Here is a 26,478-nt window from a genome sequence, read left to right on the forward strand (position 1 = left end):
CCCGATCGGCGGATGCGTGTGGCATGGTGGGGCATTCCCCGGCGCTTCTTGCGTCCATGAACCTGCCCGGAGGCACACATTCCATGATCAAGATCGGCATCGTCGACGACCACGCCGTCGTCCGCGCGGGCCTCAAGGCCTTCTTTTCAACCTTCGTCGATTTCCGCGTGGTCGGCGAAGCCGGCTCCGGCCGCGAAGCCATCGACCTCGTGCGCACCGCCGACATGGACGTGCTGGTGATGGACCTGTCCATGCCCGGCCAGAGCGGCATCGACGCGCTCGCGATGGTGCGCGCCAAGGCGCCCGAACTCGGCGTGCTGATCCTCAGCGGCTACCCGGAGGAGCACTACGCGGTCAACCTGATCCGCCAGGGCGCGTCGGGCTACCTCAACAAGGAATGCGAGCCGGAAGAAATCGCCAGGGCGATCCGCACGGTGGCGCTGGGGCGCCGCTACATCTCGGCCTCGGTCGCCGATCTGCTCGCGGGCCAGCTCGAACGCAAGGACGGCGCGCCGCACAAGCACCTGTCGGAGCGCGAGTTCCAGGTGTTCCTCAAGCTCGCCAAGGGCGAGTCGGTGGGCAGCATCGGCGAGGCGCTGTCGCTGTCGGTGAAGACCATCAGCACCTACCGCACGCGGCTGATGGAGAAGATGAACCTCTCCACCAACAGCGACCTGACGTACTACGCCATCAAGACGCAGCTGATCGATTGAGCGGGCGGCCGCGCACCGTTCGCGAGTCTTCGGTTTTGGGGCTCTGGATCTTGGGCAAACTGCGGCCGTGATCACCACCCATCCCCTTTCCATTTCCGTGGCACCCGACACCGTCGTGTCGGCCCTCGCCGTGTCGCCGCCCTCGCCTGAAGCCTGCTATGTGCTGGCACACGGCGCCGGTGCGGGCATGACGCATCCGTTCATGCAAGCGGTGGCCGAAGGGCTCGCGCAGCGCCGCATCGCCACGCTGCGCTACCAGTTTCCCTACATGGAGCGCGGCAGCAAGCGCACCGACGCGCCGGCCCTGGCGCACGCCACGGTGCGCGCGGCGGTGGGTTGTGCGTCGGCGCACTTCGGCGGGCTGCGTCTCTTTGCCGGCGGCAAATCGTTCGGCGGGCGCATGACCTCGCAAGCCCATGCGCTGGAGCCGCTGCCCGGCGTGCAGGGGCTCGTCTTTCTCGGCTTTCCGCTGCATCCCTCGGGAGCGCCATCGGCCTCGGCCGCGCGGGCGGCGCATCTGCAGGACGTCGATGTGCCGATGCTCTTCGCGCACGGTCCGCGCGACACGCTGGCCGAGCCGGCGCAGTTCCATGCGGTCACACAGGCGCTGGGCCCCATCGCCACCGTGCTGGAGATCGATGGCGCAGACCACTCGTTCCAGGTGCTCAAGCGCTCAGGGCGCACCGACGAGGACGCGCTGGACGAACTGCTCGACGGCATCGCCGTGTGGACGCAGGCCTGGCACATCGGCTGAAACCGCCTGCGAAACAGCCGTTCGCCGGCCGCGCGCGGGCGCAACGCACTTGCGGAAAGCGCTCCGGGAATTCCCGGATGCCCAGTGCCCAGCCCAGATGGGATAGTTAGTTCGCCCTTCAAACTAACTAATTTCTTACTCGGCTTTCTTGTCGGGCGAACCAACTCTGGAGAGACATCGATGCAACTGAAACACACCCTGGCCGCCATGGCTTTCGGTCTCACGGCAGTGGGCGCGTTGGCGCAGACCGTGGTCGGCGTGAGCTGGTCCAACTTTCAGGAAGAGCGCTGGAAGACCGACGAAGCCGCGATCAAGGCAGAGCTGGAAAAGCTCGGCGCCAAGTACATCAGTGCCGATGCGGGCGGCTCGCCCGAAAAGCAGCTGGGCGACATCGAGGGCCTGATGTCCAAGGGCGCCAAGGCGCTCATCGTGCTGGCGATGGACAAGGACGCGATCCTGCCCGCCGTCACCAAGGCCACGCGCCAGAAGGTGCCCGTGATCGCGTATGACCGGCTGATCGAGGCGCCCGGCGTTTTCTACATCACCTTCGACAACGTCGAGGTCGGCCGCATGGAGGCGCGCGAGGTCTTCAAGGTCAAGCCCAAGGGCAACTACGTGATCATCAAGGGCTCGCCAAGCGACCCGAACGCCGACTTCCTGCGCGCCGGCCAGCAAGAGGTGCTGGCGGACGCGATCAAGAAGGGCGACATCAAGATCGTCGGCGACGAATACACGGAAGGCTGGAAGCCCGAGGTCGCGCAGAAGAACATGGAGCAGATCCTCACCAAGGCCGGCAACAAGGTCGATGCGGTGGTCGCGGCCAACGACGGCACGGCCGGCGGCGCGGTGGCGGCGCTCACGGCCAAGGGCATCCGCGGCATTCCGGTGTCGGGGCAGGACGCCGACTTCGCCGCGCTCAACCGCATCGCGCTCGGCACGCAGACCGCCACCATCTGGAAGGACTCGCGCGAACTCGGCCGCGAAGCCGCCATCGCTGCCGTTTCACTGGCGGCCGGCAAGCCGGTCGACAAGGCCGCGCCATGGGCCGGCGGCGCCAAGAAGATCTCGTTGTCCTCGCGCCTGCTGACGCCGGTGCCGATCACGCGCGACAACCTCGACGTGATCGTCAAGGCCGGCTGGATCAAGAAGGACGAGCTGTGCAAGGGCGCCACGGGCGCCAGCGCGCCCGCAGCCTGCAAGTAAGGCAAGGCAGGCCGACACCGGCAGTCGTCAATCCGCGCGATGCAGGCGTCAGGCCGGGCTCCCGAGGCCCGGCCGGGACGCTCTCGCGCATCCGCTTCAAGGGGGTATCCAAAAAATGAGCAATGAAACGCCAGGCTGGTGGCGCCGCACGGGCATCGACCTGCGGCTGATCCTGATGTGCCTGCTGCTGGTGGCCATGGGCGTGGTCTTCAGCGTCATGTCGGGCGGCGTGTTCCTGTCGCCCGAAAATCTCTACAACGTCGCGCAGCAGACGGCCGTGGTCGGCATCGTGTCGACCGTGATGGTGCTCATCATCGTGGCGCGCCACATCGACCTGTCGGTCGGCTCGGTGATGGGCTTCGTCGGCGTGCTCATCGCGTACCTGCAATACACCTCGGGCTGGTCGTGGCCCACGGCCTGCCTTGCGGGGCTCGCGGTGGCGCTGCTGGTGTCGATCTACCAGGGCTGGCTCACGGCGGTGCTGGGCGTGCCTTCGTTCGTGGTCACGCTCGGCGGGCTGATGTCGTTCCGCGGCGCGGCCTTCCTGGTGGCCGACGGCAAGACGCAGCCCGTCAACGACGAATTCTTCCAGCGCTTGGGCGGCGGCTACGACGGCGGCATCGGCACCACGGCGAGCTGGGTGCTCGCGGGGCTGGTGGCGCTGGTGCTGTTCGGGCGCATGGTGCAAAAGCGCCGCGCGCGCCAGCGCTACGACATGCCGACCGAGGCGCTGTGGCTCGACATCCTGCTTACGGCCGTGCCGGTGGCCGTGGTGTTCGTCTTCGCGGCGGTCATGAACAACTACCAGATCTCGTCCAAGAGCGAGCCGCAGGGCATTCCGATCCCGGTGCTGATCTGGGCCGCGGTGGCCATCGTGCTGTCGTTCATCGTGCACCGCACGCGCTTCGGCCGCTACGTGTTCGCGATGGGCGGCAACCCCGACGCGGCGGCGCTGGTGGGCATTCCGGTCAAGCGCGTCACGCTGATGCTGTTCGCGCTGCTGGCGGTGCTGGTCACCATCGCGGCCATCGTGTCGATCGCGCGGCTCAACGCGGGCACCAACTCGCTGGGCACGGGCATGGAGCTGTACGTGATCGCGGCGGCCGTCATCGGCGGCACCGCGCTTGCGGGCGGCAGCGGCTCGATCTTCGGCTCGGTGCTGGGCGCGCTGATCATGCAGTCGCTCGACAGCGGCATGCTGCTGCTCGACGTGCCCATCGGCAAGCGCATGGTCATCATCGGCCAGGTGCTGATCGTGGCGGTGGTGTTCGACGTGCTCTACCGCCGCAAGTTCGGGGAGAACTGACATGGCCGACATCGATACCTCCAAACCCCTCGTCGAACTGCGCGAGATCCGCAAGTCCTTCGGCGGCGTCAAGGCCGTGGACGGCGTGAGCGTGAACCTCTACCCCGGCGAAGTGGTCGCGCTGCTCGGTCACAACGGCGCGGGCAAGTCCACGCTCATGAAGATGCTCGCGGGCGCCTACCCCATCGACTCGGGCGACACGCTCATCGCGGGCGAAAAGGTCCACATCCGCACGCCCTCCGAGGCGCAGGCACAAGGCATCGAGACCATCTACCAGACGCTCGCGCTGGCCGACAACCTCGACTCCGTGTCCAACCTCTTCCTCGGCCGCGAGAAGATGACCCGCTGGAACACGCTCGACGACCACTTCATGGAAGTGCAGGCGCGCAAGGTGTTCCATCGCCTCAACAAGAACTTCACCAACATCCGCGTGCCGGTGCGTCGCCTCTCGGGCGGGCAGCGGCAGGTGGTGGCGATCTCGCGGGCGTTGTACTTCAACGCGCGCATCCTCATCATGGACGAGCCCTGCGCCGCGCTCGGCCCCGAAGAAACCGCGATGGTCGGCGGCCTCGTGAAGCAGCTCAAGGCCGATGGCGTGGGCATCTTCCTCATCACGCACGACATGCCCGACGTGTTCTCGCTGAGCGACCGTCTCGCGGTCATGAAGAACGGCAAGCTGGTGGGCACCTACCGCACCGCCGACGTGACCGAAGACGAAGTGCTGGGCATGATCATCGCGGGCAAGCGGCCCGAAGGAAAAGAGCAAGCCCACCACGCCGACACCGTCGTGGCTGCCTGACGTGAAGACCATCGGCGACCAGCAACTGCTCAAGCGCATGAACCGCAGCGTGCTGCTGCGGCTGCTGCGCGCGCAGCCGGGCCTGTCTCGCGCACGGCTGGCCACCGAGAGCGGCCTCACCAAATCGACCGTGAGCCTGCTGGTGCGCGAGCTGATCGACGAAGGCTGGCTGAGCGAATCGGGCGCCGCCGTGGCCGATGGCCTGGGGCGGCCCTCGACGCCGCTCGAAATCAACGTCGGCGTGCGCGCATTGATGGGCGTGGAGATCGCCGTCGAGACCGTGCGCCTCGTCTGCGTTTCGCTGCAGGGCGAGGTGCTGTACTCGGACACGCATGCGCTGACCGATGGCTCCCCGGCCGGCGTGTGCGCGCAGGTCGCGCGCATGGCGGCGGCGGCGCACGCGCATCTGCAGGCACTGGGCCTGCGCCTGTCGAGCATCGGCGTGTGCGTGCCCGGCGCGGTGGACGACTGCACCGGCGTGGTCCGCTTCGCGCCCAACCTCGGCTGGCGCAACGTGAACCTGCTGCCGGCACTCGAAAAAGCCTTTGCCGCGGTCGGCCTGCCCGGCGTGACGGTGCAACTGCAGAACGACGCCGACGCCGCCGTGCTCGGCGAGTACGAGTTCGCGGCGGGCGAGGGCGAAGACCCGCTGATCTTCGTCAACTGCGACGTGGGCGTGGGCGCCGGCGTGGTGCTGAACGACCGCCTCTTCACCGGTGCGCAGGGCATGGCCGGCGAGATCGGCCACACCATCCTCCAGCTCGACGGCCCCTTGTGCTCATGCGGCCGGCGCGGTTGCGCCGAAGCCTTCTTCGGCTCGCGCGTGCTCGAGCGCGAGGGCGCCGACGTGCAACGCGCCGCTGCCTTCTTCGGCGTGCTGCTGCAGAACCTGTGGGTCACCTTCAATCCGCGCGCCATCGTGCTCGGCGGCAAGGCCTGCGCGGAACATCGCGGCTTTGCGCAGGCCGCGTTCGAGGGCGTCAAGCACCACGCCGATGGGGCCGGCATGCCGGCACCCGACCTGCGCACCGCGCGCTACGACGCGCTGGCGCCGGCGGTGGGCGCGGCCGCGCTCGCCCTGCATGAATATCTCCGGCCCCTGCAACCCGACGCGCGGACGCGCCGCGCGCGCGCCGCTCAGGTCCTTGCCACGGCCTGAGCCTTCGGCCCTGCAGCCTTGAAGACGATCGGACGGATCAGCGGGCTTCTGCGGCCCACTGCACGGCATCCGCACCAGCCGGGATGTGCATCGGGGCCGACGGATCGGTCGCCGCGCGCCACACGGCCTCGGCCACATCTTTCGCGCGCGTTCCCGGGCCCGTGGACGCGAGCATGCGGGCGACGGTCTGCTGCATGAAGTCGCCATAGGCCTCGTCGTCGATGCCGCGCAGGCGGGTTCGTGCGGTGTCGCGAAAGCTGGTTTCGCCCGAGGACCCGGGCAGCACGATGTGCACGCGCACGCCGAAGGGCTCGACCTCGCTGGCCATCGATTCGGTGAGCGCATTCACCGCCGCCTTGGCCGCGCGGTAGATGCCGACCAGCGGCAGCGGCTTGTACGTGACGCTCGACGTCACGTTCACCACGACGCCGGACTTGCGCGCACGCATCTGCGGCAACACCGCCTGCGTGACCGCGATCGTGCCGAAGGTGTTGGTCTCGAACAGCGCGTGCACCGTTTCCATGGAGGTGAGTTCGAGCGGCGCGGGCGCGCCGAAGCCGGCGTTGTTGACGAGCACGTCGATCGGCCCCGCAGCCTCGACGGCGTTGCGGATGCTCTGTGCATCCGTCACGTCGAGCTGCAGCACGCGCAGGCGCTCGGACGGCGGCAGCACGTCCTCGCGCGGCGTGCGCATGGTGGCGACCACCTGCCAGCCCTGCGCGAGAAAGTGGCGCGCGGTTTCGAGGCCGAAGCCGGAAGAGCAGCCAGTGATCAATACGGTTTTCATGAGGTTTCCTTCGTGTGGATGGTGTGGATGGCGATGCCTTCACGATAGGTGGCCTGAGCCGTACTTGCTACCATCCAGAGTCCATAACTCATGTTCGAGAGTCCGGCCATGGTCGATCCGTTTGCCGAGGTGGTCGCGTTGCTGCAGCCGGCTGCCCGGTTCTCGAAGCACGTCGTCGGCGCGGGTCCGTGGCAGATCCGCCGCTCCGACGCCGGGCAGCCCTTCTACTGCGCCGTCCTGGAGGGCGGCTGCCGCCTGGCGCTCGATGGGCACGAGGAGATCGTGCTGCAGGCCGGCGACTTCGTGCTCATTCCCGCGGCCTTCGGCGTCGCCATGTCCAGCCTTGTGCCGCCGGCCGGCGTGGCCGACTCGCTGCCGGTCGCGCTGGGCCAGGGGCTGTTCAGGGTCGGCGAGCAACAGGGCCCGACGGACCTGCGCATCCTGGCGGGCCACTGCAGTTTCGGCTCGCCCGATGCGGCCCTGCTGGTGCCGCTGCTGCCGCAGCTGGTTCATGTTCGCGGTGAACAGCGGCTCGCAACGCTGGTGCAACTGGTGGGCGAGGAGTCGCGTGCACAGCGGCCCGCACGCGAGGTCGTGCTGGCGCGCCTGCTGGAGGTGCTGCTCATCGAAGCCTTGAGATCGACGGCAGGCACGGCGGCATCGCCGGGCCTGGCGCGCGGGCTTGCCGACGTGCGCCTTGCGGCAGCGATCCGCGCGATGCACGAGCAGCCGACGCGGGCATGGACGGTCGTGGAGCTGGCGAAAGAGGCCGCGCTCTCGCGCTCGTCGTTCTTCGATCGCTTCAGCCGCGAGGTGGGCATGGCACCGATGGCGTACCTGCTCGCCTGGCGCATGGCGCTCGCGAAGGACCTGCTTCGACGCAAGGAAGGCGGCGTGGCCGAGATCGCCGAGCGCGTGGGCTACAGCTCCGCGAGCACGTTCAGCGTCGCCTTCACCCGCCACGTCGGGCGGCCGCCGAGCCAGTACGCGCGCGAGCAGGCGAGCGCTGTGCCGGTGTGAACAGGCCTTGATGCGCTAGTCGCAGGCGGCGTCGCCCCAGCCGCGCATGCGGCGGTACAGCGTGCCGCGCGACACGCGCAATTGCCGCGCCGCCTGCGACACATTGCCACCGTGCGCCGCGAGCGTTTCCTCGATCAGCTTGCGGCTGTGCTCGCGCAGCGTCGCCGCAAGCGGTGCGGGCTCCTCGGCGTCGGCATCGCTGTCGTCGGCCGTCGCGTCTTCACGGGTGTCGTCGATGGCCTCGGCCTGCACATGCCGTTCGATGGCAATGGGTGGATGGCTGCCCGCATGCGCAACGGCGCCGGGCATCGCCACCGAATGCCGGAAGTCCACGCCGTCCGGCCTCTTCAGATGCGCCTGCACCCACACGCCGAGCCCGCTCGCCAGCCGCAGCGGTTGCGCCGCTTCACGACGCCCCAGCCGCAGCAGGCTCGCCAGGTCGTGGCCCAGCAGGCATTCGACATCGCGTTCGTCCGCCGCTTCGGGCAGGCGCCCCAGCAGCCGCGCCCCCGCATTGTTGAGCCACGCGATGGTGCCGTCGGGCGCGATGCCGGCCAGTGCTTCGAGCGGCGTGCCGAGCAGCGTCGGGCTCGACTGGAAGCGCAGGATCAGGTGGTCGCGCGACTGCGCCTGCAGCAGCCGGTTCTCGATGGTCGTCGCGTGGATCGCCACCATCGATGCCGCATCGAAGCCGAAGCCCCGCGACTCCACCGTGAGGTCGAGCACGCCGGCCAGCCGGCCCGTCACGTCGCGGATCGGCGCGGCCGCGCATTGCATGTGGCTCAGCACGTCGAAGTAATGCTCGGCGCCATCGACCGTGCAGGCCTGCCCGGTGGTGGCCACGATGCCGGGCGCGGTGGTGCCGACGATGCGCTCGGAGATGTTCACGCCCACGCGCGCGGTCTTGCGCAGCACCGGCTGGTGCGCGTCGCTCGGCTGGCTGCTCACGTGCACCACCACGCCGTCGGGGTCGGTCAGGATCACGCGGCAGTCGGTGCCCGCGAGCATGTTCTCCATCTGCCCGAGTTCATGCCGCGCCACGTCGAGCAGCTCGCGGTTGCGCGCCAGCGTGGTGTGCAGCCGGCTCGGCGTGACCGCATCGAAGGGCACGATGCGCTGGCGGTCGCGGTGCGTGCGGCTGCAGCGCATCCACGACTGCAGCACCGCCTCGCCGACCAGTCCCGAAGGCCGCACGCCTTCTTCGAAGAACTGCTGCCGCGCGAGCGCCACGCGCTGCGCCGGCGTGCTGGCGAAGAGCTGGCGCGGCGCATCCGCCGTGCCGAGCCGCTCGAACTTGTCTGGGGACATGGGGTTCGCTGCCTCGCTGGATTCGGGACCAGCAGCGAATGTGTTCCGCAATGGAACAGCGCCGGACTGGGGAAATCCCGGGGGTGAGCGCGAAGGCCGTGCGCGCGATCCTTGCACCACAAGGAGACCCACGATGAAAAAAACACACTCCGGGCTGGTCATGCTCGCCGGCGCATTGCTGTGCCTGAACGCATCGACGGCCACGGCCCAGGATTCGACGGCACCGCAAGACCGCGCCGCGGCCGCCACGAAACGGGTCGACGGCAACTTCATCCGCGCCAACGCGGCGCAGAAGAAAACGCCCGACTGGCCCAGCGTGGGCCTCGATTATTCGGAGTCGCGCTTCAGCAGGCTCGACCAGGTGAACGCGGGCAACGTGAAAGACCTGGGGCTGATCTGGTCGTACAACCTCGAGTCGACGCGCGGCGTGGAAGCCACGCCGCTGGTGGTCGACGGCATCATGTACATCACCGCCTCGTGGAGCGTGGTGCATGCCATCGACACGCGCACCGGCCAGAAGCTGTGGACCTTCGATCCGCAGGTCGATAAGTCCAAAGGCTACAAGGGCTGCTGCGACGTGGTGAACCGCGGCGTGGCCATCTACGAAGGCAAGGTCTACGTGGCCGCCTTCGACGGCCGCCTCATCGCGCTCGATGCGGCCACCGGCAAGACGGTCTGGGAGAAGAACACGCTCGAAGGCCAGAAGGGCAGCTACACCATCACCGGCGCGCCGCGCGTGTTCAAGGGCAAGGTCATCATCGGCAACGGCGGCGCCGAGTACGGCGTGCGCGGCTTCGTCACCGCCTACGACGCCAACACCGGCGACCAGAAGTGGCGTTGGTTCGTGGTGCCCGGCGATCCGAGCAAGCCGTTTGAAGACGCGTCGATGGCGCGCGCCGCCAAGACCTGGGACCCGAGCGGCAAGTACTGGGAGGCCGGTGGCGGCGGCACCGCATGGGACAGCTTCGCCTTCGACCCCGAACTCAACCTGATGTACGTGGGCACCGGCAACGGCTCGCCGTGGTCGCACAAACTGCGCAGCCCCAAGGGCGGCGACAACCTCTACCTGGGCTCGGTGGTGGCGCTCGACCCCGACACCGGCAAGTACAAGTGGCACTACCAGGAGACGCCCGGCGACAACTGGGACTACACCTCCACGCAGTCGATGATCCTGGCCGACATGAAGGTGGGCGGCAAGCCGCGCAAGGTGCTGCTGCATGCGCCGAAGAACGGCTTCTTCTTCGTCATCGACCGCACCAACGGCAAGTTCATCTCGGCCAAGAACTTCACCGAAGTGAACTGGGCCACGGGCTACGACAAGAACGGCCGGCCCATCGGCATTGCCTCGTCGCGCGACGGCACCAAGCCCAACGACGCCATCCCCGGCCCGTTCGGCGCGCACAACTGGCACCCGATGTCGTTCAACCCGCAGACCGGCCTGGCCTACCTGCCTTCGCAGCATGTGCCGATCAACCTGATGGACGACAAGGACTGGAAGTTCAACGAAGACGTGCCGGGCCGTCCGCATGCGGGCCTGGGCTGGAACCTGGCCAAGTTCGCCAACGTCGAGCCGCCCAAGAGCAAGCCCTTCGGCCGCCTCGTGGCCTGGGACCCGGTGACGCAGAAGGAGGCCTGGGGCGTGGACTACGTGTCGCCCTGGAACGGCGGCACGCTCACCACCGCCGGCAACCTCGTGTTCCAGGGCACGGCCGACGGCCGCCTGCTGGCCTACAACGCCAAGACCGGCGAGAAGCTGTGGGAGACACCCACCGGCACCGGCGTGGTGGCCGCGCCCTCGACCTACATGGTCGACGGCAAGCAGTACGTGTCGGTGGCCGTGGGCTGGGGCGGGGTGTATGGCCTGGCGCAGCGCGCCACCGAGAAGCAGGGGCCGGGCACGGTCTACACCTTCGCGGTCGGTGGTACGGCCAAGATGCCGGACTTCGTGCAGTACCGCATGGACAAGCTGGTGCAGGGCGTGAAGTACGACCCCGCCAAGGTCCAGGCCGGCACCATGCTCTACGTGAGCAACTGCGTGTTCTGCCACGGCGTGCCGGGCGTGGACCGCGGCGGCAACATCCCGAACCTCGGCTACATGGACGCGGCGTACATCGAGAACCTCGACAAGTTCGTGCTCAAGGGCCCGGCCATGGCGCGCGGCATGCCGGACTTCACGGGCAAGCTCTCGGGCGAGGAGATCGAGAGCATCAAGGCTTTCATCCAGGGGACGGCGGACGCGATCCGGCCGAAGTAAGGCCCGAAGTAAGGGCTGCTCTTCGCGCGCCCCTTACCGGCCGCCGTACCAATACTGGGTGCTGGCGGCCCAGGTCGAGTTCGGGTAGTTCGCGTGCAGGGTCTGAAGGCCCTTGCGCGACCAGTCGCCCACGGCCTTGTCCGGGCAGGTGTAGCGCGCCATCTTCACCGCGACCGACAGCGCCTGCGGCACCAGCGGGTCGGCGCGGTTGCGCTGCATCAGCGCCAGGCTTTCCTGCGTGAAGTAGATCGAGTCCTGCGGAATGGCGCGCAGCTTGCCGACCAGTGCCTCTTGCTGCGCGCGCTCTTCCTGCGACAGGAACGCGGGCATCTCGAAGTCGGCGGCGGTGGCGGCCTGCGGGCCGGAGACCGGCACGCCGAGCGGGCGGCACCACTTGCCGTAGCTGCCGATGGCCATGGCGCGGTCGTACGCCGGCGCAATGCCTGGCTTGAGGGGCGGAGTCCGGATGCCTTCGGCGCCGGACCAGTGTGGCGGCAGCAAGACTTCGGTGGTGCTCGCCATGCGCTCCAGCAACAGGCGGTGCCAGGCGGCGGTGTCGGTGTCCGCCAGCTTCACCGAGCGGCGGATGCCGGCGATCGGGTCCGGCCCCTTCGCCGAGGTCGCCGCGGTCGCTGCCTGCGACGGCGATGCCACGCGCATCTGCGCCGCGCGGCGGGCCATCGCGTAGTCCTCGGCCAGCACCGCGCGGGTCCACGCGGTTTCGAGCAGGCCGTCGCGCAGCGCGGGCGCCAGGGTGGGGTCGGCGGCAAGACGCAGCCACATCGGCAGCGGCGCACGCGTGTTGAGGAAGCGGATCACGTCGTCGTCGAGGGCACTGGCCAGCGGCACCGCGTTCGGCTTGGCTTCCGTTGCCTCGGGGTCGCGGCGCGCGACCACGGGGCGGATCGCGAGGCGGCGCCATTCGTCTTCCGATGCGGCCGTGGGCAGCAGCAAGGCCTTCACAAGGTTCCGGCCCGAAAGGCTGCGCGCGATCAGCGGCGAATCGCCCGCGTCGGCCATGAGCTCGCGCACCTACTTGTAGCGGCCCTGCGCGAACAGGCGCTGCGCGCGCAACTGCGTGGCCGCGAAGCGCGCGGGATGGTCTTCGGGCACGGCCGCCAGCGCGGCCTGCAGTTCGGCCTCGCGCTTGTCGTCGCTTGCCGCGGCCACCGGCAGCAGGCTCGCGGCGGCCATCAGCCATGCGAGGTCGTGCGTGCGCTGGTAGCGGCTCCAGCTCAGGGTTTCGCGCCACTTGCCGTCCGGCTCGGCGCTGCTGCCCGGACCGTTGAAGCCGCGCACGGTGCTGAGCCATTGCACGAGGTCGGAGGTCTGTGCGGGGCCGACGTACGAGCAGTCGTAGATGAATCCGCAGGCGCGGAACTCGTGGTTCAGCAGCAGCAGCTTCGCGGCGGCCGCATCGGGCGGGCCCATGGTCTTCAGGCCGTCCGCCAGCCGCTGCATGCGCGTGGCGGGCAGCAGGTAACGGATGCGCAGCGCCTCGGCCAGCCGATGGACCGACGGATGCAGCGCCCGCAGGCGCGGGTTCTTCAGCAGCGGCAGCGCGATGGCGTCGACCTGCTTCGTGAGCTCGGCCTGCCGCTTGAGGGCCTCGGGGCTGTCCTTCTCGTTCTTGTTGTCCGAGGGCGCCTCGCCCGGGTTCTGCCGTGCCAGCACGCGCAGCCGCATGTAGGCCGCGAGGTCGCGCCAGGTGCTGGCCTTGTCCTCTGCGATGGTGGTGAATGCGGTGTCGGCTTCGTCGAGGTCGTCGGCATAGAAGCGCTGTGCGGCCAGCTGGTAGGCCTGGTCGGCCTTCAGCCAGGCGGGCGCGTGCTGCGGCAGCTCGGGGACGGTGCCGGACTGCTGGTTGCAGGTGTCGAACACCGCGTCTTGCGCCTTCAACCAGTGCAGCACGTAGGGAGCGGCAGCCTTGTCGCCGGCCACGCGCGTCATGCGCTGGGCCAGCGTCTTCGTGGCGTTGCGGAAGGCATCGCTGTAGAAACAGTTCGGGGACGCCTGCAGGCTGTCGGCGTTCCACTTCGGCGGCTGCTGCGATGGCGGCGCCAGGGCCGCCTTGTCGCGCGCCGACTGGGGATCGAGCTTCGCGGTGGCGGCGTCGTGCGCCTGTCGCCATTCGGTCCAGGCGTCGTCCAGCTCTTCCATGCTGTTGTCTTCGCGCGGCAGCTTCTCCAGCAGGTCGGTGAAGGCGCGCACCGCATCGACAGAAAACGCCTGGCCATGCAGGCGCCAGTACCAGAGCACCTGGTAGGGCACGAGGTAGCTGGTGTAGTAGCCCGCGGGCCGTTCGACGAACTCGCGCACCGGCTGGTCGGGCCGGTTGGTGGCGAAGAACAGGTCCTCGGGTTCGTAGCCGCCGCTGGCGTGCGCCATGGTGGCGCCGAGCAGTGCGGTTGCCGTCATTGCCAGCAGCCTGGCGCCGGCGCGCATCGTGCGCCTCGAGTTGGAAGAAATCATGGGTGCCTGTTGATGTCGATGTTGTTGTTGCTGCTGTCGATCCGTGCGAAGTCTTCGTTCTTCCATGCGCCCGCGTGGAACACATAGCGCCGCTTCACGCCGCCGAGCGCGGGCCAGTTCTCGCCGAACATCAGTCCCGCCGCATCGCGGCAGGCCGGCACCGTGGCCGCGCCCGTCGCATCGAGCCGCTGGCGGATGCGTGCGCCTTCCGCGCCCATGCGGAAGTACATCGGCACGATCTCGTCGAGCAGGCCGGCGGGCAGCCACGGATCGCTCATGCACCACGAGGCCAGCGCGGTGGCCGAGAGCCGCACGCCGCCTTCGCGCAGCGGCTGCAGGCGCTTGAGCAGCGCGACGTAGGCCTCGCGCTGGCTGCGCCGCGCCTCGAAGTCGAGCTGCACCCAGCCTGAGCGGTTGCCCTGCTTCGCGGCATGCTCGATGGCGGCGGCAATGGCCGCCTGCTGCGCATCGTCGACAGGCGAGGGCGCGAGGTTGTCCAGCGTGACGTGCACCACTGGCATCACCGTGGCACCCGGCGCGATGCGCAGCGGCCACTGGCGCCAGGTCGTGCGGCTGCGCTCGCCGCTCAGTTGCACCGTGGCATGCAGGTAGGCCACGCCGGTGGCTTCGGGCAATGCGGAGAAAAGCTGGGGCCGGTCCCATACCCACAGCAGCGTTTGCGGTTGGGCCTTGCCTTCCTGCGCCGGCAAGGCCAGGAAGACCGCAAGAACCGAAAGGGCCGCGCCGCGAAAACGCATGGAAAGGGGCTGGAGGGTGGAAGAAAAATCCCGGCCAGCATAACGAAAAAGCCGCCTGGCCCAGGGGGCTCAGGCGGCCTTGCGGCTGCTTGCGTGTGAAGGCAGCGGCGGTTGTTGTTCGTCGATCAGTCGGCGTACACGCCGGCGGCCTTGATGATCGGGCCCCACTTGGCGATCTCGGCCGCAACGAACTTCTTGTGCTCGGCCGGCTCGGTGCGCTTGTCGGTGGTGATCACCGCGCCCAGCGCTTCTTCGCGCTTGATGAAGCCCGGGTCCTTCATGGCCGCCTTGACGGCTTCGTTGAGCTTCTTCAGCACCGGTGCGGGCGTGCCCTTGGGCGCGTACACGCCGTGCCAGATCGTCACTTCGAAGCCCTTCAGGCCCGACTCGTCCAGCGTCGGCAGGTCTTTCAGGCCGGGCGTGGTCAGGCGCTTGGCGGTGGTCACGGCATAGGCCTTGACCTTCTTGGCCTCGATCTGCGAGGTGGTGTTGGTGGTCTGGTCGCACAGCAGGTCGATCTGGCCGCCCAGCAGGTCGGCGATGGCGGGGGCCGTGCCCTTGTACGGCACGGGCGTCATCTCGACCTTGATCGCGCTCTGGAACAGCAGGCCGCACAGGTGCGACGCGGCGCCCAGGCCGGCGTTGCCCAGGTTGATCTTGCCCTTGTTGGCGGCGATCCAGGTCGTCAGTTCCTTGTAGTTGTTGGCGGGCAGGCCGGGCTTGCCGATCAGCGTCATCGGCACTTCATTGACCATGCCCAGGTACTCGAAGTCGGTCTCGACGTTGAACGGCAGCTTGCGGTACAGCGCGGGCATGGTGGACATGCCGATGTGGTTCAGCAGCAGCGTGTAGCCGTCGGGGTTGGCGCGGGCCACCTTGGCCGTGCCGATGGAACTGCCCGCGCCCGCGGTGTTGTCCACCACGATCGTGGTGCCGAGCGTCTTCTGCATGGCTTCGGCGAGGTCGCGCGCCACACGGTCGGTCGGGCCGCCGGCCGCGAAAGGCACCACCAGCGTGACGGTCTTGTTCCCGGGGAAATCCTGGGCGTGAACACCGGCAGTGGCGGCGGCGATCGCCGCGAAGGCGAGCAGTTTCTTCATGATGTCTCCGAGAGGGGGTAAAAAGGCCGCGATCTTATCGGCTGACCGGGGCCTGACCTATACCGAATAGCCCTTAGACGGGTGTCGAATTTCGCCCCACTCTGGGGCATGATGCCGACCGGGCACTCGCGCAAGGGAAGGCGCGAAAACAACCACAAACAGCGCGGTCGCCACGGCCGCATCGAGGAGGAAATTCCAATGGATCCATGGGTCTATCCGCGCGAGCGCTGGCTCGGTACCGTCACGCTCGTGCTCGGCCTGCTGGTCTGGCTGCTCGTGATCGTCGGCACGCTGGGCATCGCGCTCGTCTATGTGCTGCTGGGCTTCATCGGCTACGTGTTCGCGCAGTCGGCCGTCATTGCGTGGATCAAGGGCACGGCCGTGAAGATCTCGCCGACCCAGCTGCCCGAGCTGCATGCGCGCTTCAAGGCCTGCTGCGGCTACCTCGGCATCGAGAACCCGCCCGAGGCTTACCTGCTGCACGGCAACGGCATGTTCAACGCCTTCGCCACCCGCTTCTTCGGCCGCAACTTCGTGGTGCTGCTGTCCGACGTGGTCGATGCGATGGAAGCGCAGCCCGACGGCATCAACTTCTACATCGGCCATGAGCTGGGCCACATCCGGCGCGGCCACCTCACGGGCCACATCTGGCGTGCCCCGGTGCTGTGGCTGCCACTGCTCGGTGCCGCCTATGCACGCGCGAAGGAATACACCTGCGACCTGCACGGCGCCGCCTGCTGCGAAGAGCCCGACTCCGCGCCGCGCGCGCTCGTGGCACTGGCCGCCGGTGCCCAGCAGTGGCGCAACGTCGACCTGCAGGGCTATGCCAACCAGTCGGCCGGCAACAGCGGCTTCTGGGCCTCGTTCCATGAACTGATCGGCGGCTACCCGTGGCTCACCAAGCGCGTGGCGCGTGCCATCGATCCGGCGGCGGCGTTGCCCAGCCGCAACCCGCTGGCCTATGTGCTCGCGATCTTCGTGCCCTACACGGGCCGTGCCGGTGGTGGCGCCCTGGGCGTGCTGATCGTCGTGGCCGTCATCGGCGTGGCGGCGGCCGCGGCGATCCCGGCCTACCAGGACTACGTTGCGCGCGCACAAGTCGTGCAGGCCTGGGCGGAAGGCGCACCGGTGCGCGAGGCGCTCACCAACTACTACACCGAGAAGGAAGAGATCCCTGACACCCTCGCCGCCGCGAACGCGCCCGAGACGTTGCCCGGCGGCTCGGTGCTCACGCTCGACCCCGAGACGATGGTCGTCGAGGCCACCTTGCCGAAGCTGCCCCGGGGAATGAGCGGCGTGCTGCGCATGGAGCCTTCGTCTGCGGACAACGGCATCGTCTGGCATTGCGTGAGTGGGGACGACTTGCCGGTGAAGCTGTTGCCGCTGGGTTGCCGCAAGGTGCGGTAACGGCCGTTCGCGTGCGTTGGGGGGGCGTGCGGATGGCACCGGGTGGTCCCCTCCGCGAATGTCCCCCGGCCTGCGGCCTCCTCCTTTATTTCGCTGCGGGGACCACCCGGCGCCATCCGCACAGTGGGCGCTGTGGGTGCATGGCAGAACAGCAGCGTGCCGTCTTTCTTATGAAGCGGCCGGCCCCGTGTACCGCGCACGCGGTCTTATCAAATGCCCCGTGGCCTGCTGCTCCAGCACATGGGCAGTCCATCCGACGGTGCGCGCGAGCGCGAACAGCATGAGCGGTGCGCCGGGCGGCAGCTTGTGCACGGCCGCCAGCGCGGCGAGTGCAAAGTCGATGTTCACCGTCTCGCCGAGCAGCTTCTCGCCGATCTCGCGCAGTTCAGTGAAGGCGGGCGGCAGTTCGATGTTGGCCAGCAATGCACCGCATCGCGCGTCGCCGTTCGGATAGAGCGGATGGCCGAAGGCCGCCAGTGACCGGTCATGCGCAAGCCATTCGCGCACGGCGGCTTCGGTGCCGATGGCCGATGCATTGCGCATCAGCGCCTGCACGGCTGCCGATGCACCGCCATGCAAGGGCCCGGTCAACGTGGAGAGCCCGGTGAGCAGGCTCGCGGCGAGCGATGCGCCCGTCGAAGCGGTCACGCGCGCGGCGAAGGTCGATGCGTTGAGCTCGTGGTCGGCCAGCAGCACCAACGCGCGACGCAGATCATCGGCCGCGCGGGGGCGGCGCCATGCCGAAGCCAGCCGCGCGTGCAGTGCCACCGGCTTCGTGGGTGCGGGGCCGATCAGCGCATCGGCCAGCGTGCCGATCACATCCGCCGCCTCGGCCTGCAACACCGCGCGTGAACGACCGCGCGAGGGTGGATCGACGGCGGCACGCGCCGCCAGTGCGAGCAGGCCGGCCTGCAAGGGCGTCGCGTCCTTGCGGGGCATCGTCATGGGCGCAACGGCCATGAAGCGCGGCGGCGCGCTTTCCCACAGCAGGGCGGCCACGTCTTCCAGCGTGGCGTGCGAGGCGAGCGCGCACGCGTCTTGTCCGCGGTAGAGAAGCCGGCCATCGGCCACCGTCGACACCGCCGATGCCAGCACCGGCTCGCCCCACTGGATCGTTTCGCTCGCCACCGCTTCGGTGCTGCGCCGCCCGCGCGTGCGCGCTGCGATGCGCTGCACGTCGTCGCGGTGGTAGAGGCTGCGTCTCGGGTCGGTGGCGTCGGGCTTGGCGCGGATGCGGCCACGGCTCACGCTTGCATAGAGGGTCTGCGGGCGAACCTGCATCAGTTCGAGGGCCTCGCCCGCGGGCAGCCAGAGTGCTGTCTTCATCACCATGTTGATGGAATAAATCAAGATTGACGTCAACGTCAGTGTGGCCAGAATCAATGACATCGTCAAACCAGGAGAGAACGATGATTGAAGAGAACGGCCTCGAAGGCGTGGTAGCCGCGCACACGGTCTTGTCGGAAGTGGACGGTGCCGAAGGCCGGCTGGTCATTCGCGGCCACACGCTCGACGAGATCGCGCAGCACTGGCGCTTCGAAGACGTGGTGGCGCTGCTGTTCAAGGGCTTCTTCGACACGCTGCCCGGCAACGCCGCCGCGTTGCGCACCGCCCTGGGCCGCGCGCGCCGCGAAGCCTTCGAGCGCCTGCAGCCCAACGACGACAGCGTGCTGCGCCGGCTGCCGCCCATCGAGGCGGTGCGCGCGCTGCTCGCGCGCCTGCCCGATGGCGACGACCTGCAGACCGCGTTGCGCCTCGTGGCCGCACCCGCCGTGTACACGGCGGCCGTCATGCGCTGGCGCCTGGGCGTGCAGGCGCTCGCGCCCGACGAAACCCTGCCGCACGCCGTCGACATGCTGCGCATGCTGCATGGCCGCACACCCACGGCCGCGCAGGGCGCCGCGCTCGACACCTACCTCGTCACCGTCTGCGATCACGGCCTCAATGCCTCGACCTTTGCCGCGCGCGTGGTGGCGTCCACCGGCGCGGGGCTGGCGTCGGCCGTGCTTGCCGGCATCAGCGCGTTGAAGGGGCCGCTGCATGGCGGCGCTCCGGGGCCGGTGCTCGATGCGCTCGATGCCATCGGCACCGCCGCCAATGCGCGCCACTGGCTCGAAGGCGCGGTGGCCAGCGGGCAGCGCCTGATGGGTTTCGGCCATCGCATCTACCGTGTGCGCGATCCGCGCGCCGATGCGCTCAAGGGCGCGCTGCAGCGCTTGAGCGCCGAGGGCAGCGTCAATGCCGCGCGCTTTGAACTGGCGGAAGCCGCCGAGCAGGCCGCGCTGGCGATCCTGCGCGAGAAGAAGCCCGACCGCGCGCTGGAAACCAACGTCGAGTTCTACACCGCACTGCTGCTCGAAGCGCTGGGCTTCGGCCGCGAAAGCTTCACCTGCGTGTTCGCCGCCGGCCGCGTGAGCGGATGGGTGGCGCATGCGCGCGAGCAGGTGCACAAGGGCCGGCTGATCCGCCCGCAGTCGGTGTATGTCGGCCCCGCGCCCGAGGAAGCGGGCGAAACCGCACTCGCGCACTGAGCCTGCACGGGTCGTTCCCCGTCATCCGATACCCTCGCAGTCTTCGCATGCCGGTTGCGGCATGCGCGATTCAACGCGAAAGTATTCCCATGACGGCGAACCCCTCTCACTCCCGCGCGCTGCGCCTGCCCCGCGACTTCGCGCTCCTCGCGGTGGGCCTCGACGCGCTCCTGTTCGTGATCAACATGGCCGCGCTGCTGCTGCCCTCCACGCCGCAGGCCGGGCAGATGCGCCAGGCGTATGCCATTCCGGGCGTGTGGATCATGCTGCTCGCGGGCACGGCCGTGTCGTGGGTGCTGGTGGCGACGCTCTCGTGGAGCCACGCGCGCAACGCGCTCGAACGGCAGGGCGTGGCCCGCGTGGCACTGGCGGACGACGCAAGGCTGCGCTTCGGCGGCGTGTGGGTGCTGGTGCTGGTGCTGAACTACTACGCGCTGACGCCGCTGTTCTACGAGGTGCAGGTGCTCTTCATGCCGGGCGGCCGGTTCGCGGAGGTCTTCGGCGATTCGCCGCTGCGCATCTCGATGAGCGTGGCCATGGTGCTGCAGTCGCTCATCCAGCTGGCGGTGACCGTGCTCGGCCTGTGGCTGGCGGCGCGCATCGCGCTGATGACGCGTCGCGGCGCGTCGGTGCCGGCGCAAGAAGAGACGCTGCCGGCCGAGGTGCCCGGTGCATCGCCTTCATCGCCGCGCCGGGCCGTCGCGATGGTCGCGGCGGCCATGCTCGCGGGGCTTCAGCTGTGGGGCGGCATTGCCGTGGCGCGCTGGGCCCCGCCGGGCAGCGACGTGGATGCGCCGACGCTGCTGCTGGCCTGGGTGTTGCCGGCCCTCGTGACCTTCGCACTCGCCTTCTGGGGCGGCTGGCTCGGCACCAAGCCCGGCCTGTCGATCGTGCGCCCCTTCCGGGCCGTGGCGGCCGCGGTGCTGGCCTTTCTGCTGGTGCAGGTGGGCTGCATCGTCATCGCGATCGTCTGGCTGTTCATGGCGGCGACGGCGTCGTTCAGCTTCTACGGCGGCGGTGGCCTCGTCGGTTTCATCCTGGCGCTGGTACTGCTGTACATGGCGCTGACGGTGCTGCTGATGCGCTTCGCCACGCGCTGGCTGTATCGCCGCTACTTGTAGCTGCGCGCGTCCTCAATCACCTTGCCGTCGTTGGGCAGGCTGCCCGGCGCCACCAGCTCGATGGTGCCGCGCAGCTTGGTCACTTCGCGCACCGCGTCGGCAATGCGCGCGTCGAGCCCGGCCGGTGCGCCCGCGCATTCGAGTTTGAAAGTCATCTGGTCGTCGCCCATCTCGCCCGACACCACGAGGCGCGCGCGCTGGATCTCCGGGAAGCGCCGCGCGACCTCCGCGACCTGCGACGGGTGCACGAACATGCCGCGCACCTTGGTGGTCTGGTCGGCGCGGCCGAGCCAGCCCTTGATGCGCTTGTTGGTGCGGCCGGTGGGGCAGGTGCCCGCTAGCACCGCGGAAAGGTCGCCGGTGCCGAAGCGCACCAGCGGGTAGTCGGGGTTGAAGCTGGTGACGACGATCTCGCCCACCTCGCCATCGGGCACCGGGTCGCCGGTGCCGGGGCGCACGATCTCGACCAGCACGCCTTCATCGATCACCAGGCCTTCGCGCGCGCTGGTCTCGTAGGCGATGAGGCCCAGGTCGGCGGTGGCATAGCACTGCGTGCCCTTCACGCCATGCGCGGCGATCCAGTCGTGCAGGCTCGGCGGAAAGGCCTCGCCCGACACGAGGGCCTTGGTGAGCGAGGGCAGCTTCTGCCCTTTCTCTTCGGCCTTCTCCAGCAGGATCTTCAGGAAGCTCGGCGTACCCGCATAGCCTTCGGGCTTGAGGTCGACCATGGCTTCGAGCTGCTGTTCGGTCTGGCCAGTGCCACCCGCGAACACGGTGCAGCCCATGGCGCGTGCACCGCTTTCCATGATCGAGCCAGCCGGCGTCATGTGGTAGCTGAAGCTGTTGTGGATCAGCTCGCCGCTGCGAAAGCCCGCCGCGTGCAGGGCCCGCGCGGTGCGCCAGTAGTCGCGCGCCTCGCCTTCGGGTTCGTAGATGGTGCCGGGGCTCGCGAACACGCGGGGCATGCGCGGGCCACGTGCGATCGATGCGAAGCCGCCGAACGGGTCGTCGGCGCGGCGTGCCTTCTGCAGGTCGAGCAATTCCGATTTGCGCGTGACGGGAAGTTTCGCGAGTGCTTCGCGCGTCGTGATGTCCGTCGGCTTCACGCCGTCGAGGATCTTGTTGAACGCGGAGGTCGCGGTCTGTGCCTGCGCGATCTGCTTCGGCAGCGCAGCCAGCAGGTCGCGCTCGCGCTCGGCGGGGTCGCGGATCTCAAGCTTGTCGTAGTGGTCGGTCATGTCCGCACCCTTCGTCTTTCAAATCGGTTTTCACCATGCTGGTGTGTGGTCCGGGGGCGTGCACAGGACACCGGGTACTCCCCTTTGCGAATGTCCCCCGGGCCTGCGGCCTCCTCCTTCATTTCGCTGTGGGGAGCACCCGATGCCCTGGGCACAAAAAGCGCTGTCGTCGTGTTCGCCGATGAACCTGCACCCCGAGTGCACCTTCAAGCCAGCCACCTCTTGCGCCGCTTGTAGCTCTTCACATCGCGAAAGCTCTTGCGGTCCGCGCCGCCGACGCCGAGGTAGAACTCCTTCACGTCTTCGTTCTCGCGCAGGCTCTTCGCCTCGCCGTCCATCACGATGCGCCCGTTCTCCAGGATGTAGCCGTAGTCGGCGTAGCGCAGCGCCATGTTGGTGTTCTGCTCGGCCAGCAGGAAGGTCACGCGTTCCTTGGTGTTGAGGTCTTTCACGATCTCGAACACCTCTTCGACGATCTGCGGCGCGAGGCCCATCGAGGGTTCGTCGAGCAGCACCATCGTCGGGTTGGCCATCAGCGCGCGGCCGATGGCGCACATCTGCTGTTCGCCGCCCGAGGTGTAGGCGGCCTGCGAGGCGCGCCGCGTCTTCAGGCGCGGGAAGTAGGCGTAGACCTTGTCCAGCGTCTGCTGCACGGCGGCCTTGCCGTCGGTGCGCGTGTACGCGCCGGTCATCAGGTTCTCTTCGATCGTCAGGTGGGCAAAGCAATGGCGGCCTTCCATCACCTGGATCAGCCCTCGCTTGACCAGCTCGGCCGGCGACAGTGCCTCGATACGTTCGCCGCGCAGCTCGATGGTGCCCTTGGTCACGGCGCCGCGTTCGCCCGCGAGCAGGTTGCTCACGGCGCGCAGCGTGGTCGTCTTGCCCGCGCCGTTGCCGCCGAGCAGCGCCACGATGCCGCCTTCGGGCACGGTGAGCGACACGCCCTTGAGCACGAGGATCACATGGTTGTAGATGACCTCGATGCCGTTGACGTTGAGGAGGATGTTGGGTTCGCTCATGGTGTGGTCCGAAGCATTCGACAACGCGGCAAGGCGTCGCGCTGTCGAATGGCGGCTCTTGCGAGCCGCCACGGAACTCGGTCAGTGCATCAAGACTGGCAATCCGCCGCGTCGCGGCGCGTCAGCTTTTTCTCGGTCGCGTACTTGTCGGCTGCGGCCTTGGCCATCGGCTTGATGATCTGGTCGTCGGCCTGGTACCACTCGGGCGCGATGTTCCACTTGGCGCCGTCCCAGGTTTCCATGCGGGCCCAGGTCGAGCCGATGTGGTCCTGGCACGAGGTGCTCACCGGGCGCATCACGCCGGCGAAGCCGAGCGCGTCGAGCTTCTTCTGGTCGAGCGCCAGGTTCTCAAGGCCCCAGCGCACCTGCTCGCCGGTCATGACCTTGCCCTTGCCGAAGCGCTCCTGCGCGCGCCGCACTGCCTCGACGCCGAGCATCGAGATGATCGTGCCGCGCGTGTACAGCACCGAGCCCACTTCTTCCTTCGGACCGGTGCCCTGGCCCTTGTCGTGCACCTGCTTGATGATGTCCTGGATCACCTTGTTGTCGGGGCCGGAACCGTTCAGCGCGAGCGCGTTGTAGCCCTTGGCATTGGCGCCCACGTCCTTCACGTCGGGCTCCGCGCCGGCCCACCACACGCCGTACATCTTCTCGCGCGGGTAGCCGGTGGCCACGGCTTCCTTGAGCGCGGTGGAGTTCATCACGCCCCAACCCCACAGCAGCACGAAATCGGGACGCTGCTGGCGCACCTGCAGCCAGGCCGACTTCTGCTCGACGCCCGGCGCCGTCACCGGAATCAGCGACAGGTCGAAGCCGTGCATCTTCGCGCGCTCCTGCAGCAGCGGGATCGGCTCCTTGCCGAACGGCGAGTCGTGGTACACGAGGGCGATCTTCTTGCCCTTGAGCTTGTCCATGCCGCCTTCCTTCTTGCCCAGGTGCTGGATCAGGATGTCGGCCGCGGTCCAGTAGGAGCCCATCAGCGGGAAGTTCCACTTGAACACGCCGCCATCCTGCGAGGCCGCCAGGCCATAGCCCAGCGTGACCAGCGGGATCTTGTCGGCGTTGACCTTGTCGGTCAGCGCGAAGGTGATGCCGGTGGCTTGCGGGTCGAACAGCGCAACGCCGGGGCGGCCCTTCAGGCGCTCGTAGCATTCGACGCCCTTGTCGGTGGCGTAGCCGGTCTCGCATTCTTCAAAAGTGATCTTCACGCCGTTGATGCCGCCTTGCGCGTTGACCAGCTTCAGGTAGTCCTGCTTGCCGTTGGCCCAGGGCGTGCCGTTGGGCGCGTAGGGGCCGGTGCGGTACACCAGCAGCGGGAAGAACTGCTCCTTGGCCTGCGCCTGTGCGAGCGATGGCGCGAGCATGGCGCCGAGGGTGCTGGCCACCAGGGCGGCGGTCAGAGCGAGCGATTTCAGTTTCATGCCTGTCTCCTTATGTGGGCACCTCGGTGCCGGGGTTTTGACGAACGGGAACTCTCGAGATGCCTTGTCAGTGAGGGAAGGGCCAAAGGCGCAGCTTCTCCTTGGCCGTGGACCACAGCCGCGCAAGGCCGTGCGGCTCGACGATCAGGAAGAACACGATCAGCGCGCCGAAGATCATGGTCTCCAGGTGCGAGGCCAGCGCGGTCGAAATCGAAAAGCCCAGCCACGCCGGCAGCTGGTTCAGAAAGAGCGGCAGCAGCACGATGAAGGCGGCGCCGAAGAAGCTGCCCATGATCGAGCCGAGCCCGCCGATGATCACCATGAACAGCAACTGGAACGAGCGGTCGATGCTGAAGGCTGCCGGCTCCCACGCACCCAGGTGAATGAAGCCCCACAGCGCGCCGGCCACGCCGACGATGAAGCTGCTCACCGCGAAGGCCGTGAGCTTGGCGTACACCGGGCGAATGCCAATCACCGCGGCCGCCACGTCCATGTCGCGCATGGCCATCCACTCGCGGCCGATGGCGCTGCGCACGAGGTTCTTGGCGAGCAGCGCGAACACCACCACGAAGACCAGGCAGAACAGGTACTTCTGCACCGGCGACTCGATCGGCACGCCGAACACGTTCAGCCCCGCCACGCTCACCGAACCCGACGACGAGTTGTTGGTGAACCACTGGATGCGCAAGAACGCCCAGTCGGTGAAGAACTGCGCCGCGAGCGTTGCCACAGCAAGGTACAGGCCCTTGATGCGCAGGCTCGGAATGCCGAACAGCACGCCGATCACCGTCGCGCAAAGCCCGCCCAGCAGCAGCGACGCAATCAGCGGCATGCCGTCGATGCGCACCTGGAAGTTGTAGGCCGCATACGCACCCACCGCCATGAAGGCGCCGGTGCCCAGTGAGATCTGGCCGCAGTAGCCGACGAGGATGTTCAGGCCCAAGGCTGCGAGCGACAGGATCAGGAAGGGCGTGAGGATGGCGCGCATCCAGTAGTCGGACACACCCAGCGGCACGACGATGAAGGCCACGAGCAGCAGCACCAGCATCGCGATGCGGTCCTGCGCGATGGGCAGGATCTGTTGGTCGGCCCTGTAGCTCGACTTGAACTGGCCGTTTTCTCTGTAGAACATCGCGTTCAGACCCGATCGATGATCTTTTCGCCGAACAGCCCTTGGGGCCGCACGAGCAGGAAGACCAGTGCAAGAACATAGGCAAACCAGATCTCGATGCCGCCACCGAGCATGGGGCCGAGATAGATTTCGGACAGCTTCTCGCCCACGCCGATCAACAGGCCGCCGATGATCGCGCCCGGTATCGAGGTGAGCCCGCCGAGGATCACCACCGGCAGCGCCTTCAGTGCCACCAGCGAGAGCGAGAACTGCACGCCCAGCTTCGACCCCCAGATGATCCCGGCCACCAGCGCCGAGAAGCCGGCCACCGACCACACGATCACCCAGATGCGCGACAGCGGAATGCCGATCGACTGCGCGGCCTGGTGGTCGTCGGCCACCGCGCGCAGGGCACGGCCCGTGGCGGTCTTCTGGAAGAAGATCGCGAGCACCACCACCAGCGCGGCCGCCACCAGTGCGGCAACCAGGTCTTCCTGGCTCAGCAGCAGGCCGCCGTCGAAGGTGCCCTGCAGCACCATCAGCGGCTCCTTGGGCATGCCCACGTCGATCTTGTAGATGTCGTTGCCGAACAGCGTCTGGCCCAGGCCGTCGAGAAAGTAGGCAATGCCCAGCGTGGCCATCAGCAGCGTGATGCCTTCCTGGTTCACCAGCTTGCTGAGTGCGAGCCGCTCGATCAGCCAGGCGACGACGATCATCACGGCCATGGCCGCGACGAAGGCCAGGATGTTGGCGAGGATCTGGCTCTGGAAGCCGAACCACAGCGGGAACCACTCGGCAAAGCGCGCCATGGCGAGCGCCGCGAAAAGCACCATCGCGCCCTGCGCGAAGTTGAAGACGCCCGAGGCCTTGTAGATCAGCACGAAGCCGATGGCGATCAGCGAATAGAGCATGCCGACCATGAGGCCGCCGAAGAGGGTTTCGAGGAAAAAGCCCATGGTCAATGTCTTTCTTGTTTTTCTCCCTCCCCCGCTGGGGG

23 protein-coding genes are annotated in these 26,478 nt (G+C 68.1%); 11 read left to right on the forward strand and 12 right to left on the reverse strand.

Annotated elements, in window-relative coordinates:
* Nucleotides 1-83 precede the first annotated feature (83 nt).
* The 6 genes from BLQ28_RS20140 to BLQ28_RS20165 all read left to right on the forward strand — a co-directional run bounded on the left by BLQ28_RS20140 (nt 84) and on the right by BLQ28_RS20165 (nt 5,934).
* On the forward strand, nt 84-713 hold the full coding sequence (locus BLQ28_RS20140; RefSeq protein ID WP_093243041.1) for a response regulator: 630 nt from the start codon (nt 84-86) through the stop codon (nt 711-713).
* 97 nt (nt 714-810) lie between these two features.
* On the forward strand, nt 811-1,467 hold the full coding sequence (locus tag BLQ28_RS20145) for an alpha/beta hydrolase family protein (protein WP_256327376.1): 657 nt from the start codon (nt 811-813) through the stop codon (nt 1,465-1,467).
* A gap of 180 nt (nt 1,468-1,647) precedes the next feature.
* Nucleotides 1,648-2,670, forward strand: a complete 1,023-nt coding sequence (gene xylF, locus BLQ28_RS20150; protein ID WP_093243043.1) for a D-xylose ABC transporter substrate-binding protein — start codon at nt 1,648-1,650, stop codon at nt 2,668-2,670.
* Between the two features lie 115 nt (nt 2,671-2,785).
* Nucleotides 2,786-3,976, forward strand: a complete 1,191-nt coding sequence (locus BLQ28_RS20155; RefSeq protein ID WP_093243045.1) for a sugar ABC transporter permease — start codon at nt 2,786-2,788, stop codon at nt 3,974-3,976.
* Nucleotide 3,977: 1 nt separating this feature from the next.
* Nucleotides 3,978-4,775 (forward strand): ATP-binding cassette domain-containing protein, encoded by a 798-nt coding sequence (locus BLQ28_RS20160; protein ID WP_093243047.1) that lies wholly within the window; start codon nt 3,978-3,980, stop codon nt 4,773-4,775.
* A gap of 1 nt (nt 4,776) precedes the next feature.
* Nucleotides 4,777-5,934, forward strand: coding sequence for an ROK family transcriptional regulator (locus tag BLQ28_RS20165; RefSeq protein ID WP_093243049.1), 1,158 nt, complete (start codon nt 4,777-4,779; stop codon nt 5,932-5,934).
* 37 nt (nt 5,935-5,971) lie between these two features.
* On the opposite strand, the gene BLQ28_RS20170 is transcribed toward BLQ28_RS20165, so the two are convergent.
* Entirely contained in the window at nt 5,972-6,721 is a 750-nt protein-coding gene (locus tag BLQ28_RS20170) for an SDR family oxidoreductase (protein WP_093243051.1), read from the reverse strand.
* Nucleotides 6,722-6,829: 108 nt separating this feature from the next.
* Here BLQ28_RS20170 and BLQ28_RS20175 point away from each other — a divergent pair, with 108 nt between their 5' ends.
* Nucleotides 6,830-7,741, forward strand: coding sequence for an AraC family transcriptional regulator (locus tag BLQ28_RS20175; RefSeq protein ID WP_093243471.1), 912 nt, complete (start codon nt 6,830-6,832; stop codon nt 7,739-7,741).
* Nucleotides 7,742-7,756: 15 nt separating this feature from the next.
* Here BLQ28_RS20175 and BLQ28_RS20180 read toward each other — a convergent pair whose 3' ends face one another.
* Nucleotides 7,757-9,049: a helix-turn-helix domain-containing protein gene (locus BLQ28_RS20180; protein ID WP_093243053.1), complete on the reverse strand. Its 1,293-nt coding sequence runs from the start codon at nt 9,047-9,049 to the stop codon at nt 7,757-7,759.
* Between the two features lie 133 nt (nt 9,050-9,182).
* On the opposite strand from BLQ28_RS20180, the gene BLQ28_RS20185 reads away from it, so the two are divergent.
* Entirely contained in the window at nt 9,183-11,303 is a 2,121-nt protein-coding gene (locus tag BLQ28_RS20185) for a PQQ-dependent dehydrogenase, methanol/ethanol family (RefSeq protein WP_093243056.1), read from the forward strand.
* A gap of 33 nt (nt 11,304-11,336) precedes the next feature.
* Here BLQ28_RS20185 and BLQ28_RS20190 read toward each other — a convergent pair whose 3' ends face one another.
* The 4 genes from BLQ28_RS20190 to BLQ28_RS20205 form a co-directional block, all read right to left on the reverse strand.
* Nucleotides 11,337-12,323, reverse strand: coding sequence for a hypothetical protein (locus BLQ28_RS20190; protein ID WP_143012524.1), 987 nt, complete (start codon nt 12,321-12,323; stop codon nt 11,337-11,339).
* Nucleotides 12,324-12,335: 12 nt separating this feature from the next.
* Entirely contained in the window at nt 12,336-13,775 is a 1,440-nt protein-coding gene (locus BLQ28_RS20195) for a hypothetical protein (RefSeq protein WP_093243061.1), read from the reverse strand.
* A complete protein-coding gene (locus BLQ28_RS20200) occupies nt 13,772-14,533 on the reverse strand; it encodes a hypothetical protein (RefSeq protein WP_093243063.1) in 762 nt (253 codons plus the stop codon). Before BLQ28_RS20200 ends, BLQ28_RS20195 begins: the two co-directional genes overlap by 4 nt.
* Before the next feature lie 125 nt (nt 14,534-14,658).
* The gene (locus BLQ28_RS20205) at nt 14,659-15,633 is read right to left on the reverse strand and encodes a tripartite tricarboxylate transporter substrate-binding protein (protein WP_093243066.1); all 975 of its coding nucleotides are present in this window, start codon (nt 15,631-15,633) and stop codon (nt 14,659-14,661) included.
* Nucleotides 15,634-15,831: 198 nt separating this feature from the next.
* On the opposite strand from BLQ28_RS20205, the gene BLQ28_RS20210 reads away from it, so the two are divergent.
* Nucleotides 15,832-17,040, forward strand: coding sequence for a M48 family metallopeptidase (locus BLQ28_RS20210; RefSeq protein ID WP_093243068.1), 1,209 nt, complete (start codon nt 15,832-15,834; stop codon nt 17,038-17,040).
* A 168-nt stretch (nt 17,041-17,208) separates the two neighbouring features.
* On the opposite strand, the gene BLQ28_RS20215 is transcribed toward BLQ28_RS20210, so the two are convergent.
* Nucleotides 17,209-18,366 carry a citrate synthase gene (locus tag BLQ28_RS20215; RefSeq protein WP_256327377.1) on the reverse strand — a complete coding sequence of 386 codons (1,158 nt, stop codon included), beginning with the start codon at nt 18,364-18,366 and terminating at the stop codon, nt 17,209-17,211.
* Nucleotides 18,367-18,449: 83 nt separating this feature from the next.
* Between BLQ28_RS20215 and BLQ28_RS20220 the strand changes: the two genes are divergently transcribed.
* Together BLQ28_RS20220 and BLQ28_RS20225 are read left to right on the forward strand one after the other, a co-directional pair.
* Nucleotides 18,450-19,571: a citrate synthase/methylcitrate synthase gene (locus tag BLQ28_RS20220; protein ID WP_093243072.1), complete on the forward strand. Its 1,122-nt coding sequence runs from the start codon at nt 18,450-18,452 to the stop codon at nt 19,569-19,571.
* A gap of 89 nt (nt 19,572-19,660) precedes the next feature.
* Nucleotides 19,661-20,692, forward strand: coding sequence for a hypothetical protein (locus tag BLQ28_RS20225; protein ID WP_093243075.1), 1,032 nt, complete (start codon nt 19,661-19,663; stop codon nt 20,690-20,692).
* Here the strand turns inward: BLQ28_RS20225 and BLQ28_RS20230 are convergent.
* The 5 genes from BLQ28_RS20230 to BLQ28_RS20250 form a co-directional block, all read right to left on the reverse strand.
* On the reverse strand, nt 20,683-21,930 hold the full coding sequence (locus tag BLQ28_RS20230) for a phenylacetate--CoA ligase family protein (RefSeq protein ID WP_093243078.1): 1,248 nt from the start codon (nt 21,928-21,930) through the stop codon (nt 20,683-20,685). The genes BLQ28_RS20225 and BLQ28_RS20230 overlap by 10 nt on opposite strands.
* A 206-nt stretch (nt 21,931-22,136) precedes the next feature.
* Nucleotides 22,137-22,949 (reverse strand): ABC transporter ATP-binding protein, encoded by an 813-nt coding sequence (locus BLQ28_RS20235; RefSeq protein ID WP_093243473.1) that lies wholly within the window; start codon nt 22,947-22,949, stop codon nt 22,137-22,139.
* An 89-nt stretch (nt 22,950-23,038) separates the two neighbouring features.
* Entirely contained in the window at nt 23,039-24,370 is a 1,332-nt protein-coding gene (locus BLQ28_RS20240) for an ABC transporter substrate-binding protein (protein ID WP_093243080.1), read from the reverse strand.
* 67 nt (nt 24,371-24,437) lie between these two features.
* Nucleotides 24,438-25,502, reverse strand: coding sequence for a branched-chain amino acid ABC transporter permease (locus tag BLQ28_RS20245; protein ID WP_093243083.1), 1,065 nt, complete (start codon nt 25,500-25,502; stop codon nt 24,438-24,440).
* A gap of 5 nt (nt 25,503-25,507) precedes the next feature.
* Nucleotides 25,508-26,437 (reverse strand): branched-chain amino acid ABC transporter permease, encoded by a 930-nt coding sequence (locus BLQ28_RS20250; RefSeq protein ID WP_093243085.1) that lies wholly within the window; start codon nt 26,435-26,437, stop codon nt 25,508-25,510.
* Nucleotides 26,438-26,478: the final 41 nt, after the last annotated feature.

This window comes from Variovorax sp. EL159 (genome assembly GCF_900100965.1).
Taxonomy (GTDB): domain Bacteria; phylum Pseudomonadota; class Gammaproteobacteria; order Burkholderiales; family Burkholderiaceae_C; genus Variovorax.